Origin of the sequence: Mesorhizobium sp. 113-3-9 (assembly GCF_016756515.1) — a bacterium.
Taxonomy (GTDB): Bacteria; Pseudomonadota; Alphaproteobacteria; order Rhizobiales; family Rhizobiaceae; genus Mesorhizobium.
The window spans coordinates 4,984,076-5,001,049 of the sequence record NZ_AP023246.1 but is presented as its reverse complement, the minus strand read 5'-3'; the positions used below and the strand labels follow the sequence as shown (position 1 = coordinate 5,001,049).

At 61.0% G+C, this 16,974-nt stretch carries 20 protein-coding genes; 7 read left to right on the top strand and 13 right to left on the bottom strand.

From position 1 onward, the window contains the following. The first annotated feature begins 27 nt into the window (after positions 1 to 27). Entirely contained in the window at positions 28 to 636 is a 609-nt protein-coding gene (locus tag MesoLj_RS24500; RefSeq protein WP_202322859.1) for a class I SAM-dependent DNA methyltransferase, read from the top strand. A 13-nt stretch (positions 637 to 649) separates the two neighbouring features. Here the strand turns inward: MesoLj_RS24500 and MesoLj_RS24495 are convergent, their stop codons facing one another. Further along, the gene (locus tag MesoLj_RS24495; protein WP_202322858.1) at positions 650 to 1,021 is read right to left on the bottom strand and encodes a VOC family protein; all 372 of its coding nucleotides are present in this window, start codon (positions 1,019 to 1,021) and stop codon (positions 650 to 652) included. Positions 1,022 to 1,145: 124 nt separating this feature from the next. On the opposite strand from MesoLj_RS24495, the gene MesoLj_RS24490 reads away from it, so the two are divergent. After that, a complete protein-coding gene (locus tag MesoLj_RS24490) occupies positions 1,146 to 2,117 on the top strand; it encodes a DUF3592 domain-containing protein (RefSeq protein WP_202322857.1) in 972 nt (323 codons plus the stop codon). Between the two features lie 12 nt (positions 2,118 to 2,129). Here MesoLj_RS24490 and MesoLj_RS24485 read toward each other — a convergent pair whose 3' ends face one another. Beyond that, complete coding sequence (locus tag MesoLj_RS24485; RefSeq protein ID WP_202327444.1) at positions 2,130 to 2,489, bottom strand: hypothetical protein; 360 nt, start codon at positions 2,487 to 2,489, stop codon at positions 2,130 to 2,132. A gap of 181 nt (positions 2,490 to 2,670) precedes the next feature. Here MesoLj_RS24485 and MesoLj_RS24480 point away from each other — a divergent pair, with 181 nt between their 5' ends. Next, positions 2,671 to 3,192 (top strand): hypothetical protein, encoded by a 522-nt coding sequence (locus MesoLj_RS24480; protein WP_202322856.1) that lies wholly within the window; start codon positions 2,671 to 2,673, stop codon positions 3,190 to 3,192. Next, positions 3,185 to 3,811, top strand: coding sequence for a hypothetical protein (locus tag MesoLj_RS24475; protein WP_202322855.1), 627 nt, complete (start codon positions 3,185 to 3,187; stop codon positions 3,809 to 3,811). The genes MesoLj_RS24480 and MesoLj_RS24475 overlap by 8 nt, the downstream gene beginning before the upstream one ends. A gap of 72 nt (positions 3,812 to 3,883) precedes the next feature. Here the strand turns inward: MesoLj_RS24475 and MesoLj_RS24470 are convergent, their stop codons facing one another. The 8 genes from MesoLj_RS24470 to MesoLj_RS24435 form a co-directional block, all read right to left on the bottom strand. Next, positions 3,884 to 4,336 carry a pyridoxamine 5'-phosphate oxidase family protein gene (locus MesoLj_RS24470; protein WP_140767775.1) on the bottom strand — a complete coding sequence of 151 codons (453 nt, stop codon included), beginning with the start codon at positions 4,334 to 4,336 and terminating at the stop codon, positions 3,884 to 3,886. A 366-nt stretch (positions 4,337 to 4,702) separates the two neighbouring features. Then, a complete protein-coding gene (locus tag MesoLj_RS24465; RefSeq protein WP_202322854.1) occupies positions 4,703 to 6,388 on the bottom strand; it encodes an AIPR family protein in 1,686 nt (561 codons plus the stop codon). Between the two features lie 10 nt (positions 6,389 to 6,398). Continuing rightward, complete coding sequence (locus MesoLj_RS24460; RefSeq protein WP_202322853.1) at positions 6,399 to 10,187, bottom strand: vitamin B12-dependent ribonucleotide reductase; 3,789 nt, start codon at positions 10,185 to 10,187, stop codon at positions 6,399 to 6,401. A 664-nt stretch (positions 10,188 to 10,851) separates the two neighbouring features. Beyond that, entirely contained in the window at positions 10,852 to 11,163 is a 312-nt protein-coding gene (locus MesoLj_RS24455) for a PilZ domain-containing protein (protein WP_202322852.1), read from the bottom strand. Positions 11,164 to 11,279: 116 nt separating this feature from the next. Then, a complete protein-coding gene (locus tag MesoLj_RS24450) occupies positions 11,280 to 11,768 on the bottom strand; it encodes an NUDIX hydrolase (protein WP_140767772.1) in 489 nt (162 codons plus the stop codon). Positions 11,769 to 11,978: 210 nt separating this feature from the next. Continuing rightward, a complete protein-coding gene (gpt, locus tag MesoLj_RS24445; protein ID WP_056566656.1) occupies positions 11,979 to 12,479 on the bottom strand; it encodes a xanthine phosphoribosyltransferase in 501 nt (166 codons plus the stop codon). Positions 12,480 to 12,596: 117 nt separating this feature from the next. Next, positions 12,597 to 13,430, bottom strand: a complete 834-nt coding sequence (locus tag MesoLj_RS24440) for a universal stress protein (RefSeq protein ID WP_202322851.1) — start codon at positions 13,428 to 13,430, stop codon at positions 12,597 to 12,599. A 142-nt stretch (positions 13,431 to 13,572) separates the two neighbouring features. Continuing rightward, a complete protein-coding gene (locus tag MesoLj_RS24435) occupies positions 13,573 to 14,316 on the bottom strand; it encodes a competence/damage-inducible protein A (protein WP_202322850.1) in 744 nt (247 codons plus the stop codon). A 164-nt stretch (positions 14,317 to 14,480) separates the two neighbouring features. Between MesoLj_RS24435 and MesoLj_RS24430 the strand changes: the two genes are divergently transcribed. Genes MesoLj_RS24430 through MesoLj_RS24425 form a run of 3 tightly spaced genes read left to right on the top strand, consistent with a single transcriptional unit; the run spans position 14,481 to position 15,824 of the window. Beyond that, entirely contained in the window at positions 14,481 to 15,215 is a 735-nt protein-coding gene (locus MesoLj_RS24430; protein WP_244735156.1) for an alpha/beta fold hydrolase, read from the top strand. A 39-nt stretch (positions 15,216 to 15,254) separates the two neighbouring features. Beyond that, positions 15,255 to 15,485: an alpha/beta fold hydrolase gene (locus MesoLj_RS36395; protein ID WP_244735155.1), complete on the top strand. Its 231-nt coding sequence runs from the start codon at positions 15,255 to 15,257 to the stop codon at positions 15,483 to 15,485. Between the two features lie 54 nt (positions 15,486 to 15,539). Then, positions 15,540 to 15,824: a hypothetical protein gene (locus MesoLj_RS24425; RefSeq protein ID WP_202322849.1), complete on the top strand. Its 285-nt coding sequence runs from the start codon at positions 15,540 to 15,542 to the stop codon at positions 15,822 to 15,824. 100 nt (positions 15,825 to 15,924) lie between these two features. On the opposite strand, the gene MesoLj_RS24420 is transcribed toward MesoLj_RS24425, so the two are convergent. From MesoLj_RS24420 to MesoLj_RS24410, 3 genes are all read right to left on the bottom strand, one after another. Continuing rightward, positions 15,925 to 16,164, bottom strand: coding sequence for a DUF2188 domain-containing protein (locus tag MesoLj_RS24420; protein WP_019857848.1), 240 nt, complete (start codon positions 16,162 to 16,164; stop codon positions 15,925 to 15,927). A gap of 29 nt (positions 16,165 to 16,193) precedes the next feature. Continuing rightward, on the bottom strand, positions 16,194 to 16,472 hold the full coding sequence (locus tag MesoLj_RS24415; RefSeq protein WP_446720338.1) for a DUF982 domain-containing protein: 279 nt from the start codon (positions 16,470 to 16,472) through the stop codon (positions 16,194 to 16,196). Positions 16,473 to 16,628: 156 nt separating this feature from the next. Then, positions 16,629 to 16,946 carry an SH3 domain-containing protein gene (locus MesoLj_RS24410; protein WP_172350725.1) on the bottom strand — a complete coding sequence of 106 codons (318 nt, stop codon included), beginning with the start codon at positions 16,944 to 16,946 and terminating at the stop codon, positions 16,629 to 16,631. Positions 16,947 to 16,974 lie beyond the last annotated feature (28 nt).

Sequence of the window (16,974 nt, the reverse complement as noted above, 5' to 3'; positions counted from 1 at the left end):
ACCGATATGGATGCGAGGGAGGGAAGGATGAGTGTGCCATCCGAGGCTCTGGCGAAGAGCCGTAAAACGATCAGCGCCTATGAGGATTATGCGGAACGCTACGATGCCATCGTGCGACATGTTCCCAACGAGAGAGAGCAGGCATCGCTGAAGCGCCTTGTGGCGATTGCCGGCACGGCCGGCCGGATTCTCGAAGTGGGCTCGGGAGCCGGCTACGACGCGGACTTTCTGGAGGGCCTGGGCGTCAAGGTTCGCCGCACCGACGCGACAAAACGGTTTCTCGAACTGCAGGCCGCGCGCGGCAAGCATGGCGAGCTTCTCGATCTCCTCACCGATGATCTCGGCGGACCCCATGATGCTGTCCTGGCGCTCGCCGTCCTGATCCATGTACCGCGCGACCAGATTGACCAGGTCCTTGCCAAGATAGCCGGGTCGCTGCGGCCAGGCGGTGCCTTCCTGGTATCGATGCGCAATGGCGATGGCGAGACATCAGGCGAATATCATACGGTCTACTGGCGCAGGGACGACTTCGCGGCTCGTCTCGAAGCCGCCGGGCTGGTCCTTCTCAGGGACGACTTCAACCTGGGCCGCAACGACGAGGAATGGAATACGTTCCTGACGGTGCGGCCGTTGTGAAGGGAAGGGCGCGTCACGCCTCGTTGATCATCGCCTCGATGTTGTAGCCATCGGGATCAAGCACGAAGCAGGCGTAATAATTCTTCGCATAGTCCGGACGCGGGCCGGGCGCGCCATTGTCCTCGGCACCCGCTTCAAGCGCCGCGCGATGGAATGCATCGACCTCCACCTTGCTCTTGACCCGGAAAGCGACATGCAGATGGGTGAGCGGCGTCTTCTCGCCCGTGCGCTGGATTTCGAACAGGCAGCCATTGCCGACATCGAAGGCCCAGAACACGCCCTCCTTGCCGAAGGACAGGCGATACCCCAACGGCGCGAAACCGCGTTCATAGAAAAGCTTGCTCTTCTCCAGGTCGCCCACTTCGATGGTGATGTGATCGATCATGTTGTGTTTCGCCTGGGATGTTGAACATTTGCTGGGCCGGTCACCTCGGCGCCCCTACGAATAAGCAAGACATTGCCGCCGCCGTGCTGTCTAGTGCCGGTTCCTGCAATCCGGGGGGATCAGGGTGGAGCTGGAACTCAAATTTCTGCTGATCGGATTTGCCTGCGTGGTCGCGGGCAGTCTGTCGCTCATCACCTTCGTGAAATGGCGAGAGGTGCAAGCGCTCAGCCGCTGGCTGCCGACACCGGGAAAGATCATCTCGTCGCGCGTCGAGGCGCGTGAGGTCAGAAGCTCGGGCGTCGGCTCGGACAGCAGCGACACCACCGAGATGCGCAATTTTCCGGCGATCACCTTCGAATACAAGGTGGGCGGCAGGAAATTTCAAAGCTCGCGCTACAGCGTGAAGGAAAATCTGGGGAATTTCGAAGTCGCCGAGACCCTGGCGCAGTTTCCTCGCGGGGCGGAGGTGACGGTCTTCTACAATCCGGCCGATCCCGGCAAAGCCGTGATCGAGCGCACCATGCCGGACGGTGCCTTCAAGTTCATGGTTCAGCTCTCGGCCGGGTTGGTGATCGGCACGGCGGTGCTGGTGTTTTCCGTCGGCGGCGTGCTGGAGGCGATCCGGCCGCATCTGCCCAAGCCGCAGAACCTCGGCGCCGCGGCACTGCTGCTGTTCATGGGATTGTTCGCCCTGCGCATGGGCTTCGCCCAGAAATCGCTGGCCGAGCAGGCGGCAAAATGGCCGGTCGCCGCCGGCCGCATTGAGTCCTCGGGTCTTCAGGCGCTGCGAAACTATAGCGGCTATCGACGTTGGCGCACCGTCTTCAAATCCCGCATCGTCTACAGCTATGGCGTCGCCGGCCAGCGTTACAGCGCCGACCGCGTGACGTTCGGCGCCACCGTGACGGCTTCGCTGCCCGGCCTCGTCAGCGGCCAGGCCCGGAGCTATGCCGAGGGCAGCAAGGTCGACGTGCACTACGACCCCGCCAACCCCGCCTCGGCCGTGCTCGAATGCCGGGTGCGCGGGCTCTGGCTGCTATGGGTCTGTTCGGCGGGCTTCCTCGGCGGCGCGGCCTTGCTCGTCGGGTTGGTCTGAGTGTCGACGCCTTCAGCAGCGGATGAGAGGTCCGCTGTCGAACCCCCGCCAGGTAAACCGCACCGTCGCGCCATGTTTCTTGATATGGACGATGCGGGAAAATGGTTCGTCGAGCGACGGGTCCGCGCCATAGCACTGGCTGGCGCGGACCACCCAGCCGGTGGCGGTTTTGCGGAAGGTCGCGCGCTCGCAGCCGAGATCGGGAAACGACAGGGCCGACTGATCCACGGTGTAGACGGTCTGGCGTTGGGCGTCGGCGGCCGCATGGCAGTTCAACCTGTCCGTCGACCACGTCCCGACATAGGGCGTCGCCGCCAGCGATGGGATCGCCGCAAACGCGGATATCGCCATCGTCACCACAAACCGCTGCATCACCGGGCTTTCTCCTTCGCCATTTCACGCGACCATACAGACTGTCGGGATCGATACCGGATAAGTTTTTCGTCCTGGAGCGGACAAGGGCGGCCGTTCCGGATTTCGCTTATGGTTTTGCATGGATGATGCGACTGTGCAGCCCGGCAGCCTCGCTTCACAACGCTTTCCCGAGATATCGATGATCATTCGCAGACTGGCCTTTGTTGTTCTGGGTTTGCTCGGCTTCTTGCAGATGGCGAGCGCCGGGGAATGCCTGTTGAGCCACGCCACCTACCGCGAGCAGCGCTCGGGCGCCGTTCTGCAATTCCGGCCGCTGGACAATGAGCCGGCGGCACTGACGGCGCAGGTGTTTTCGCTGAGCGTGCCCAACACCGACAAAAGCCTGCCGGCCGACATCACCTGGACCAATGGCAGGAATTCGTTTCCACTCGGCACCATCCGTCACACCTGCACCGACGACGACCGCGAAGCGGGCCTGCAGGATGGCAGCGGGCTGTGCCGGATATGGGATGGTCAGGTCTACGCCTTGACCGGCGGCGGAGCCGAGCAGTTGAATTCGCGCGAAGCGACACCGGCGCCGAAAGGGCTGTTGCTGCCCGATTTCGGAGTGGCTTTCACCGAATGGGCCGATTTCGCCGACGCCAATCCGAACGGCTCGGCCTGGGATGCCTTTACCCTGACAGGATGCAGCGATGACTAGCGCCATGAGATCGATCCTTTGGGCCTGCGCCTTGCTTGCATCCGTGACGATATCCGCCGCGGCACGCGCGGATGAGCCGACGCCATCGCGCCCGCCGATCGACAAATGCGTCTGGGAAAAGCTGGCCGACAAGACGATCGGCCTTGCCGCCTGGGCGCAGCGCTGCGATTTCGGCTTCCGCCAGATCCATTTCGAATTCGCCGGCAACGCGCTCGCCATCAAATACAGCGATGGCGGCGCGGCCGATCCTCTGGTCGAACTGTTTGACATCAAATCAGGCGAAACCGCCGAGGCCGCGCTGCTGCGCCTGTTCCTGGAAAAGACCGACAAGGCTGTCAGTTCGCGCTGCGTGTTGGCGCCTTACACGGAAGGCACAGTGCCTGCCGGCGTCAAGCGCTACACGTTCAGCCCCGACGCCGCCTATGCGAAAGAACTGAAAGCGCTTGCCAACCCCGACGAGGTTCCAGAGCCGCCCTGCGGCGACTGGGGCGAAATGCCGGACGGCATTCAGTATTTCGAGGTGCCGGCGGGTGAGGGGCGGAAGGTGCTGTTTGTCCGGGTGGGGCAGGACGAGCCGTTGTTTGACGAGCAGACGCTGCGGGTGTTGCCGCCGAATTGAATGGCCTTTCCAGCCAAAGGGGAGGTTGCGAAAACGCCGTCATCATAACCGATCTTGATCGAGAGCAGGCGCTCAAAAGGTCACGAGATCCGTGTGGCCGAAACCCTTCGAGTAGTCGAGCACGGAGATGACGGAAGGCACCACACGGAAGATGCGCACCTGCTCCGGCGTCGGCATCGCGAATGGCATCGAGGCTTGTGGCGGATATTTCATCGGCATCATCCCCAGGACCTTCTCGGCCTCTGCCCTGTCCGTGACCGGCTGTGCCCGTGCCGCCATGGAAAGGCCAGTGATCTCCATCACCTGAGGCGCGTCGTGATCGATGGTCAGCGACAGGCGATCGTCCCGCGCCAGATTCGCCGCCTTCTGGCTGTCGAGCCCGCAAAGAAAATAGAGGGAAAGGCCGTCATTGACGTAGCCCACGGTCGTCGCCTGGGGCCAGCCGTCCGCCCTCAGTGTTGCGACCGTCATGATGCGGTGCTGATCAAGGAGCGTTTGAATCTTGTCTCTGATCTCTGCGTCCATCGCTCGTCTCCAAGGTCGTTCCTGACGGTGAAGATAGTGAGGCGTGGATCGCCTGGCCTTGACGCACATCAAACGTATGGAGGAAAGACGCCGCTCTGCCCGGCGGACTGAGTCTCGCCTTATGCCAACCGGCGTCAAGCGTTATACGTTCAGCCCCAACGCCGCCTACGCGAAAGAACTGGAGGCGCTTGCCAACGAGGTTCCCGAACCGCCCTGCGGCGACGGGGTCGAAATGCCCGACGGCATCCAGTATTTCGAGGTGCCGGCGGGTGAGGGGCGGAAGGTGCTGTTCGTTCGGGGCAGGACGAGCCGTTGTTTGACGAGCAGACGTTGCGGGTGGAGTAGGCGCTAAGCGGATCCTGAATTTTAGAATAGCTCAATCTGTACCGGGTTAGCCTCGTCCGGCTTGGAGTTATTGTCGATGATCTTCAGGATTTCCTCCCGAGATCTAGCCAAGCGGAAGAGTCGATAGTTCGCAACTTTTTGATTCCGCTCGACAAAAATCCTCAGGATGCTGCTTGCTTTCTCAATCAAGCCAATGGCTATCGTCGTCTCTGACAACGGAATGGAAGCCCGGCGCATGAGTTCACCAATGACGAATAGCAAATGAAAATGGCCTTCGATCAGCCATGATTCCTCAAAGGAATTTCGAGTAACCGATGCCTGCCAGGCCAGGATTTCTTTTCTGCGACGCTCGATCACGGAATAACATTCGTGCGCCGCGATAATTATATCAGGCGTTACTGCATGAGGATTGAATGCCTCCTCATATAGGTCGCCAAATATATCATTCGAGTTGGTTTTGCTCTTTGTCGGTTCTCCGCAAAGGTATGCTAGGACGAGCTGGCCTGCTCTCGCCGCATCGATCATCCTCATTCCTGGACGAGGTGCGTTCTCTCCGCGCTTCCTAACATAGAAATAGTTGTGAGGCCGAAGACACTCAACAAGTTGGCGCTGTATGTTGTCGTTTGCTCTCAAGTCGCGATTCAAGATGCGGCTCTGCGTGTTGCTTGCGAGGGCAACCCGCTCGATAAATGTACTATCGTTCGTTTCGATGATTTTCACATGAACATAGCCGTCGTCTAGGTCGGCCATGGTTCCGGTCGAAACCGCATGAATGACAGTCGCTGTTTGGCAGCCATTCACGATCTGAGGGTTTACCATCGTTATAGGGTGTCGGCCATTCGCTACTGAAACTATCTGTTCGCAGACGATTGTAAGACCTGAGTTCAAGAACCAAAAATCGCTTGCCTGTCCGGACAGTAATGTTTCGCGGATTTCCCTATTGACCTCATTGTCCAAGCCAAGGAAATATCGAACGTTCTGCCAGATTAATCGCTCATCGAATGTTTGATTTTCTGCGCTGAGAAACTGAGTCATTTCCTTCAACGAGACCTTCAGCATGACAGCTCGCTTGTTGGCCTCTTTTACGCTGAACGCAGAATCATCTGACGGAACAATCTTCTTTCTGAACCGAGGCTTCGTGGCCTTTACGACACCATGAGATAACTCGAACAATCCATATTCGAACAGCGCAATTTCATGACGGCTCAGAGCTTCAACTAGTCGGTTGTGAGCATCTATTTGAAGTGTGGCCTGGTTTGAAAAGAGATGAACCGAAATCCGATAACTCTCTTCCGCAAAAATATCCCATATTTCCCTAACTTTTGCAGCTAGAGGGCCGTTACATGTTTTAAGCATATCCTCGCGATTAAGAACGAGGTCCTCAACAAAAGAGATTATCTTATCAATTTCATCGCCGGGGAAATTCTTACGAGAATTTTTATATGAGACAACCGTCTTGCATGACCCGATATTTATTACACGATTGTCGTGGTCGATATAGACAATGTCGATGCCACGGTCATCAAAGCCGTCAACGATATACTCGTCGACTTCTGGTTGAGGTAGCCCAAAGACAGTTTCTAACGCAAGTCTAGTGAATGCATCGCTGCGTGAGACGCTGGCGCTCTCACGTTCCCGTATGCCGCTTTCAACGACGCCGAAATCTAGGATTGTCGGCGTCGTTGCATTTACGACTTTTGGGCTCAATCAAATCCCCTCAGCTGCACCCGCTCGTGGCGCCGCACGTGTCGCACTTCTCGCAGGTCCCGTTCCGTACCATCGTAAAATTCTGGCACTCGGAGCAGGAATTGCCGGTGTAGCCCTGGAGCAGTGACTTGGCGCGGCGGTCGGCGGCGAGTTTCTTCGCTTCGGCCGCTTCATTCGCCGCGACGTCGGTGAACAGCGCGGTCGTGGCATCCGAAGTCTCGGAAGCAGCGCCCGCCGCTTCCTCGAAGGCGATGTCCTCGGCCAGTTCCTTGGCCCGCTCCTCATAGTCGCGCTTGTAGGCGATCGCCTCGTCGCTGGCCGGCTTCAAGGCCAGCACGTTGGAGCCGGAGAAGGCGGTCGGCGCCGAGCGGGCAGGGGTTCCGGTCGAGCCGCTGGAAAAGCCCTTCGGCTCGCTGCCGATTGCCCTGGAAACCAGCTTCACCGGGGAACCGCGGGTCAGGCCCTTGGAGACGGCGTCGGTCTTGCCTTCGCTGATGCCGCGGCCAAGCGCGGTGTTGGAGAAGTCCGACTGGTCGACATGGGCGAGGTCGTTGCGGCCGAGATAGGAGATGGCCAGTTCGCGGAACACGTAGTCGAGGATCGACGTCGCGCTCTTGATGGCATCGTTGCCGATGACCATGCCGGCCGGCTCGAACTTGGTGAAGGTGAAGGCGTGCACATATTCATCGAGCGGCACACCGTACTGCAGGCCGAGCGAAATCGCGATGGCGAAGTTGTTGAGAAGGCCACGCAGTGTCGCGCCTTCCTTGTTCATGTCGATGAAGATCTCGCCGAGGCGGCCATCATCATATTCGCCGGTGCGCAGGAAGATGGTGTTGCCACCGATCTTGGCCTTCTGCGTATAGCCCTTGCGGCGGCCAGGCAGCTTTTCCTGCTCGCGCGAGACGCGCTCGATGATGCGCTCGACGATCCGCTCGGTGATCTGCGCCGCGCGCGCCGCCGCCGGGGCCTGGATCAACTGCTCGACCGCATCGTCCTCGTCCTCCTCGCCATCGGCGAGCAGCGAGGCATTGAGCGGCTGCGACAGCTTGGAGCCGTCGCGGTAGAGCGCGTTGGCCTTCAGCGCCAACTTCCACGACAGCATGTAGGCGCCCTTGGCGTCCTCCACCGTCGCATCGTTGGGCATGTTGATGGTCTTGGAGATGGCGCCCGAAATGAAGGGCTGTGCCGCCGCCATCATCTGGATGTGGCTGTTGATCGAAAGCGAGCGCTTGCCGATCTTGCCGCAGGGGCTGGCGCAGTCGAACACGGCGAGGTGCTCGGCCTTGAGGAAGGGCGCGCCTTCCAGCGTCATGGCGCCGCAGACATGGATGTTGGCGGCCTCGATGTCCTTCCTGGAGAAGCCCATCGCCGGCAGCATCTCGAACGAGAAGTCGTTGAGCTGCTCGTCGGTGAACCCAAAAGTCTCCTTCACCCAGTCGGCGCCGAGCGTCCACTGGTTGAAGACGAACTTGATGTCGAAGGCCGACTTCAGCGCCGCGTTGAGCGCCGTGATCTTGTCGTCGGTGAAGCCCTTGGCCTTGAGCGAGCCGGGGTTGATTGCCGGCGCCTGGTTGAGGTTGCCGTGGCCGACCGCGTAGGCCTCGATCTCGCCGATCTGGCTCTCGGAATAGCCCAGCGTGCGCAGCGCTTCCGGCACGGCGCGGTTGATGATCTTGAAGTAGCCGCCGCCGGCGAGTTTCTTGAACTTCACCAGCGCGAAGTCGGGCTCGATGCCGGTGGTGTCGCAATCCATGACCAGGCCGATCGTGCCGGTCGGCGCGATCACGGTTGCCTGGGCATTGCGGTAGCCGTGCTCCTCGCCAAGCTCGATGGCGCGGTCCCAGGCGGCCTTGGCATGCTCGGCAAGCGCCTGCTGCTTGAGGTCGGAAGCGACCAGCGGCACCGGGTTGACGGCGAGCTTCTCGTAGCCGTCCTTGTCGCCATAGGCGGCGCGGCGATGGTTGCGCATGACGCGCAGCATGTTCTGGGCGTTGCGGTCATAGTCGGGGAACGCGCCGAGCTCGGAGGCCATTTCCGCCGAGGTGGCGTAGGCGACGCCGGTCATGATGGCGGTGAGCGCGGCGCAGATGGCGCGGCCCTCGTCGGAATCATAGGGGATGCCCGAGGTCATCAGCAGGCCGCCGATGTTGGCGTAGCCGAGGCCGAGCGTACGGTAGTCGTAGGAGAGCTTGGCGATCTCCTTCGACGGGAACTGCGCCATCATCACCGAGACTTCAAGCACGATGGTCCACAGCCGTACCGTGTGCTCGTAGGCGGCGATGTCGATCGTGCCGTCGGCGTTGCGGTAGGGCAGCAGATTGATCGAGGCGAGGTTGCAGGCCGTGTCGTCGAGGAACATGTACTCCGAGCACGGGTTGGAGGCCCGGATCGCACCGGCCGAAGCGCAGGTGTGCCAGTCGTTCATCGTCGTGTTGAAATGCAGGCCGGGATCTGCGGACGCCCAGGCGGCGTAGCCGATCTTTTCCCAGAGGTCCCTGGCCTTCAGCGTCTTCAGCACCTTGCCGTCCTTGCGGGCGGTCAGGTGCCAGTCGGCATCGTCCTCGACGGCGCGCAGGAAATTGTCCTTTAGCGACACCGAATTGTTGGAGTTCTGGCCCGAAACCGTCAGATAGGCATCCGAATCCCAGTCGGTGTCGTAGGTCTTGAACGACATCGACGTGTAGCCCTGCTTGGCGAACTGGATCACGCGGTAGATGTAGTTCTCCGGAACGGCCGACTTCTTGGCCGCCTTGATCTCGCGCTTCAGCGCCGTGTTGATGGCCGGATCGAAGCAGTCGTCGTCATGGCCTTCGCAATTGACGCAGGCCTTCATGATCGCTTCGAGGTGCTTCTTGACGATCTTGGAGCCGGTCACCAGCGAGGCGACCTTCTGCTCTTCATTGACCTTCCAGTCGATGAATTCCTCGATATCGGGGTGATCGGCGTCGACGATGACCATTTTCGCCGCACGGCGCGTCGTGCCACCCGACTTGATGGCGCCAGCGGCGCGGTCGCCGATCTTGAGGAAGCTCATCAGGCCGGACGAGCGGCCGCCGCCGGACAGCTTTTCGCCTTCGCCGCGCAACAGCGAGAAGTTCGAACCGGTGCCCGAGCCATATTTGAACAGGCGCGCCTCACGCACCCACAAATCCATGATGCCGCCCTCGTTGACGAGGTCGTCCTGCACGCCCTGGATGAAGCAGGCATGCGGCTGCGGATGCTCGTAGGAGGATTTCGACTTGGTCAGCTTGCCGGTGAAGGGGTCGACATAGAAGTGGCCCTGGCTCGGACCGTCAATGCCGTAGGCCCAGTGCAACCCAGTGTTGAACCATTGAGGCGAATTCGGCGCGACGCGCTGGGTGGCCAGCATATAGGCGAGCTCGTCGCGGAAAGCGCGCGCGTCTTCCTCCGACTTGAAGTAGCCGCCCTTCCAGCCCCAGTAGGTCCAGGTGCCGGCCAGCCGGTCGAAGACCTGGCGGGCGTCGATCTCGGAACCATAGCGCTCGGCTTCCGGCAGCTTGGCAAGTTCGGCCTCGTCGGCCACGGAGCGCCACAGGAAGGAGGGGACATCGTTCTCCTCGACCTTCTTCAGGCGCGCGGGCACGCCGGCCTTTCGGAAATACTTCTGCGCCAGGATGTCGGCGGCAACCTGCGAGAACTGCGCCGGCACATCGATATTGTCCAAGCGGAACACCACCGAGCCATCCGGATTCTTGATCTCGGAAAGAGCCTTGCGGAATTCGATCTCCGCATAAGCTGATTGGCCTGGCTTGGTGAAACGACGCTCGATGCGCATTGGTCCGGTCCTTTTGTCTATATATAGCGCTTTCGTCAGGGGATTTCTGCCCCCCGGGGCGAAAAGCGCAGTCCGCCGTTTGCCGGCATGGCGAACAATGCCGGCATCTCCTCGTCGCAAGCGCCCGCAGCAACAGGCAACCGAGCGCCTTCCCAGGCGCCTACCCAAGCTGCAAACCGACCCCGCGGGTCCTCAACTGAAACTTTTGCGATTCCCTACGTAGAGGGAAATTCACACTATCTAGCGTCGAACCTATCTGCAAACACTAAATATAGTATTAACAGACAATTTATTCCAGTCCGACAATTGTCCCTTTCGTCGCCCCACCACCCACAATCCCAACGCTTCCGCCGGCCTCGTAAACAGGCGGAAATGCGGGCAAAAACACACATAATCCGGGAAAAAGACCGGGCTCAGAACTTTCCGGTCGCACTCTCAACAGGAGCACATGGCCTATAAAAGGCGACTCGTTTTGCGCCGTCAAGGATTCGTTTGCGTAGCTTTTGTGACCCCAACATCTTGTGTGTCACACATGTGGATAACGGGGATAGAAACGCGCCGCCGCGATTGTCATCTCCGGCGGCGATCTACGCGCCGCCGACAGGCACGAGGCCTTGTTGGGGATGCGCGCCGGCTGCAAGGCCTCTCGGCTGGCAGGTCTGGTTCAGCCGTAATGCAGTTTCGGCTTCGGCTCGGTGCCGGTGAACTGCACGCCGATCCGGTCATTGCGGCGCCAGCGGACCTCGCAGCGGTAGGCCACGCCGTCGAGCGGTACATAGAGAAGGAAACGATCAGGAATCCGCGCCTCGACCGGTATCTTCAATTCGGCGCCGCTCGCATGCTGGTTGCGCAGCATTACGGCGACTTCCGAGTTTTGAATCCCGGTGATGACGGAACCGCCCTTGAGCACGCGGGGACGGTGCTCGCGTTGCGGCTCGCCGGGTTCTTGCTGAGGTGGGTTTACGGGATTCGCCATCGATCAACGCCAGGTTAGCCATTTTCTAGCGAAGAAAAATTAGCAAACCATTCATGCGGCACATCACAGGGTTGTGAGCCTGCCATGGTGCACGCGGAAGAGGTCGACGGTCGGCTCTAGGAGAATCTGTGCGGGTCGGCGCAGAAATAGGCAATGATCTGGCAAAGGTCGGGTTCATTGACCATGCGCACCGCTTCGCCGGAATTGACCCATTTGCGTGTGCGGGAGTGCTTTTCTTTCCAACGATCGGCGATCTTGTCGACGTGCAGCGGGAACACCAGCACCTCGCAAGGCACCTCCTCACCCGAAGCCAGCACCTTGGCATAGAAGTAACGGCCGGCTTCGAGATGGGAAACGCTTCCGCGCAATCCGGCTTCCTCGCCAGCCTCGCGGGCCGCCGCTTCGCAAAGCGGCTCCTTGGCCTCCGGCCAGCCCTTCGGCAATACCCAGCGGCCGGTATCACGGCTGGTGATGAGCATGATCTCGACGCCGTTCCCGGTATCGCGCCAGGGCAGGGCGGCAACCTGCAGGCGGCACGGCGCGGTGCCGAAGAGTCGCCGGACCCTTTCAGCCAGATGGTTGTGCGTCGTTGGCCTCGTCAACATCGGAGAAGCTAGCCCCAGCCTCCAGAATCGTTTGCCGCCTCACGAATCTTACGGCTAATTGTCACCAATAAAAGTAAAAACTTTGGTCAGGCTGGCCGATTCCCGTCAATAAGTGTCGATTTCACAGGATATCCTGCCCCGCGGGGCCTTTCGCGGAAGCAAATATTGTCATCGGTGACGGCTTAACTGGAAAAAGCGGTTTGTCGCGAATCAGCCGACGTGGTCGTCGGCGATCGGCTTCTGGTAGGTGAAGCCCATGTCCCACGGGAAATAGATCCAGGTGTCCTGGCTGACTTCGGTGACGAAAGTATCGACCAGCGGCCGCCCCTTGGGCTTGGCGTAGACGGTGGCGAAGTGGGCCTTGGGCATCATCGCCCGCACGATGCCGGCGGTCTTGCCGGTGTCGGTCAGGTCATCGATGATCAGCACGCCCGCGCCGTCCTCGGCAAGCAGCGCGGGGGTGACTTCCTTCAGCACCTGCAACTGCCCCTGGCTGGAATAGTCGTGATAGGAGGCGACGCAGACCGTCTCGATGATGCGGATGCCGAGTTCGCGCGAGATGATGGCGGCCGGTACCAGCCCGCCGCGCGTGATGCACACGATCGCTTTCCATTGACCCTTGTTGGCGCCGGCAAGCCGCCAGGCGAGCGCGCGGGCGTCACGGTGGAACTGGTCCCAGGAGACCGGGAAGGCTTTTTCGGGAAGGGACATGTCTCGCGCACTCCGCAGCACGCGAAGGCCGCGTGCAAGAAAACCAAGGGAATGCGCGCGGAATTAACTGGAAACCCTTGGCCTTGGCAAGGGCGACCGGAAACGATCGCTGTGGACTTACCGCGACAGGAAGGCCGCCACCGGCGCGGTGCGCAACACCGAGCGTGTAACTCCGCCGAACAGGAGCCGACGCAGCCACGAATGGCTGTAGGCACCAAGAACGAGCAGATCGGCGCCGGTCTCGACGATCCTTGTCTGGATCATGTCCTCGACCGGGATGCCTCCCGATTTTTGTACGCTGACGCCGACACTGGCGCCATGACGTGAAAGGGACGAAGCGATTTCGGTTCCGGCGGCCTCCGGGCTGTCATCGAGCGTATCAGGCGGGTCGATGATCAATATCTCGGTCTTCTCGGCCTCGATGATGAAGGGCAATGCGTCAAAGGCGGCGCGCGCCGCCTCCTTGCTGCCGTTCCAGATGAGCAGCACGTGCTTGAAAGTGGTGAGCAATGGCCCCTGGGGCGGCACCACCAATACCGGTCGGCCGGCATCGTAGACCAGCGTGCCCACATCCGCGCTCGGATCGCTGCCGGTTTCGCTCTGCGCCGCGATGATCAGGTCGGCGGCGCGCACGCTCGAAATACCGGTCAGGGCGCTGTCGCCGGAGAAGCTCTCCAGGCTGCGCCATTCGAAGGACAGCCCTGAATCCTCGATTTGCCTGAGAAAAACCGCCTGAAGCTTTTCGGCGCGTTCGCGGCTCATGTCGGCCGATACCTGCAGGAACTCCGTGTCGGGAAAACCGGTTGCCGAGGTGTAGGGCACCGGAAGCGCCTCGGCATGGATGCCGATCAGGTGGCTCTGGAAGCGGCTGGCAAGCGGAATGGCGCAGTCGAGCACGCGTTCTGCGTCCTGCTCGTTCTGCAGAATGGCAACGATGGTCTTGAAGCGCATGGTGATCCCTCAATCTGGCGAGCCTTGGAGCACGCGTGCAGGGAAACGCAGCGGCGCCGCGCTTGGTTCCGGCTAGAGCAATTCCAGGAAACGTGTGAGGCGGTTTTCCCACAGGAATTGCGTCAACCGCTTCAGGGGGCGATCAGCTCGCCTCGGCGGCGAAACCCGCCACCATCGCCTCGACATCGGCGCGCGCGGCATCGAGTGCCTCCTGACTGCGGGCGCGAACCACCAGTTCGGTCCAGAATTTGCCGTCGCCATACTTTGGATAGGAGCCGATGATCGTGTCCGGATGCGCTTTCTGGATCTCGCCCAAGGGTCCACCGACAAGGCCCTCGCCGAACGGACAGTGCACCGCCGCCGACAGCATCTTCGTGCCGGTCTTCAGCGTCGGCACGACATTGTCGAGCATGGCCTGGAAGATCGAGGGCACGCCCGCCATGACATGGACATTGCCGATGCGAAAGCCGGGCGCCACGGACACCGGGTTGTCGATATGGTCGGCGCCGCGCGGCATTCGCGCCATGCGCTTGCGCGCCTCGGTATATTCGAGGCCGCGCGCGGCATAGCTCGCCTCCAGCATCGCATAGGCCTTGGCGTCGTATTCGCAGGGAACACCGAACGCCTTGGCGATCGAATCGGCTGTGATGTCGTCATGGGTCGGGCCGATGCCGCCGGTGGTGAACACATAGGTGTAGCGTGCGCGCACCGCATTCACCGCAGCTATGATCTCGTCTTCCTCGTCGGGCACGATGCGCACCTCCTTGAGGTCGATGCCGATCGCCGTCATGATATCGGCGAGGTGGCCGATATTCTTGTCCTTGGTGCGGCCGGACAGGATTTCATCGCCGATGACGAGCATGGCGGCGGTAACGATTTCGGTCATGGAGGGCTCCGGCAGGACGGGTCGCCTGAGATAGCGCGGCGCGTGGCTGTCGGCAATGCCAACCGGGCGGGGAACAATCCACACTTGGACGCGCCCGCTTCGACGCAAGGTTGCGGCGTGACCGGATGCGGCTAAGCTCAGGCTGGTTCTGGTCCGGGTGAACAATGCTGATATCGATCCTGTCGTGGCTGCTGGCCCTGCTGTTCCTGCTGGCGGTTCTGGGGATTGCCTGTCTGGTGCTGGCGACGCTGTGGATCGCGGCGAAGGCGCGGAGACTGGTGCCGCCCATCGGAAAATTCGTCGAGATCGATGGCAACCGCATCCACTATATCGATGTGGGCGAGGGACGGCCGATCGTTTTCCTGCATGGGCTTGGCGCTCAACTCCATCATTTCCGGCACACGCTGTTCGCACATTTTGGCCCGGGCTACCGGCTGATCGCGCTCGATCGTCCGGGATCGGGCTATTCGGTTCGCGCCAATGGCGCCACGGGCCGGTTGCCCGAACAGGCGGCCTTGGTGCGGCGCTTCATCGAAAGACTGGGGCTGGAAAGGCCACTGGTGGTGGGCCACTCGCTGGGTGGCGCCATCGCGCTGACCTTGGCCGTGGAATATCCCTCGGCGATTTCGGGCATCGCCTTGCTGGCGCCGCTGACGCATCTGGAAACCCGGGCACGCCAGCGATTTGACCTGCTCTACATTCCCTCACGCCTGTTGCGCCGGATCATGGCCTATACCGTGGCGATACCTCTGAGCCTGCGCTATGCCCGGCCGACAATGGAGTTCATCTTCGGGCCGCAGGCTTTTCCCGCGGACTACATGGTCGCCGGCGGCGGGTGGCTCGGGCTGCGGCCAGGCCATTTCCAGGCAACATCAGCCGATGTCGTGGCCATCGAATAGGATCTCGGTCGCATCGAACAACGCTATGACGAGATTGCCATGCCTGCAGGCATGCTCTTCGGAACCGCCGACCGCGTCATCGATATCCGCATCCATGGCGAGCCTATGCGAGACAGGATCGAAGGGCTCGATTTCGAACCTGTCGACGGCGTTGGCCATATGCCGCAGTTTGTCGAGCCCGAGCGGGTGACCGGTTTCATAGAGCGGATCGGCGCCCGAGCGTTTCCATCACCTCTGCCTCACGACAATTTCAATGAACCATCCGGCTGACCGGCGGGTTTACCCCGTGTCGCACCCAAGGCGACCAAGACACGGAGTAATTCAATGTACACGAAACTTCTCGCAGCATCGGTTCTGACGATCGGCCTCGCCACATCGGCGAAGGCCCAGTCATCCGAAGGCGCATATTCCAATCATCACAACTGGTGGCCGTTCGGCAACGAAGAGTCGTCAGGCGTTGACCAGAACACGACCGGAAGCATCAATGGCGACCGCTCCGGGCTGGACACCCTTGGCAGTTCGGGTGCGGTCGGCCCCTGTGCCTACAACACGGCCGGGCCTGATGCGAATGCCCAGGGCAACGTGAACGACCAGTACTGCGGCAAATAGTCGGCCGCTGGGCAGCCGTCGACCGTAGGACGCCGTCTCTCCTGGCGTCCGCGGTCGGCGCCCTGCCTTTTCCGGCAGGCAAGCTCTCTTCTTCGGAAATTTAGTCTGACACCTCGGTCTGCGGCCGGTCGCGGCCGTCAGCCAATTCCTCGTGCCATTTGCCGTCGGCATCCTCATACTGGATGCCGTCCGTCGCGCCTGCCACCTGCTGCTCGGCCGAAGCGATCTCGGCGGCGCGCAGTGCGTCCTGATGGGTGGGAAATGTCTCCGAGAAGGTCGAACCGACCTTGTAGGCCCAGCCGCCGTCATGCTCGACGATCTTGTAAGTCAGCTTCGCCATCAAAACCTCCGGTTGAAAGGTCCGCCTGCTCAATGCAGCCGGTCGTCGGACAGCTTGTCTTCGGGCACCAGCACTTCAGACTCCCTGGCGGCCTCGATCAATGCCCGTCGCGCATCCGCTGTCGAACGATAACCTTCCAGCACTTTGAGGCAAGTGTCGAGGGCATCACGATGACGCGGGCCGCGATTAAGCGGCCACACCGTCATCAGACACTCCGCCGCTTCCTGGGTGCTGCGGATATGGCGATACTTGCCGACATGGCCGAGTTCGACCACGACCGGCGTTTCAAAGGGTTTGTTGTTGTCCATCATGGCCGCAACGCAAAACAGCCAATTTGGTTGCAAAAGTGGCTTTCGGCCTGCGCCCAAAAGTCGCGTCGCGTCTGCGACGCGCTTTAGCTCTTTGTTCGATGCATGTCGTTGTCCCAAAACCGCATCCACTTTTGGGCGACATGCACGGGCGTCTCAGTAGCCACAATCGTTGCGTAGCCAGCGTGCGTTTGCCCAACCGGTCGTGCCGCCGATTTCGACCTGGTACCAGTTGCCGCGCCGGTCGAATATTTCGGTATGATCGCCGTTGAACAGCTGGCCGATCATCCGCGACGACGAGTTCGGTCGCGCCCGCACGGCGAGAAAGCCGCTGCCGGTCGCCAGATTGTAGCGCCCGGACAGGCCGTGCACCGTACCTTCGCAATATTGCGCGACGCTCGGCGTCGATGCGCCGAGCCAAAACCCGGCCATCGCCACAAGCATCGCAGCCGGCAAGAATGCCCTGAACGACATGATTTCCTCCCAAGCCCGGCCGCGCCCG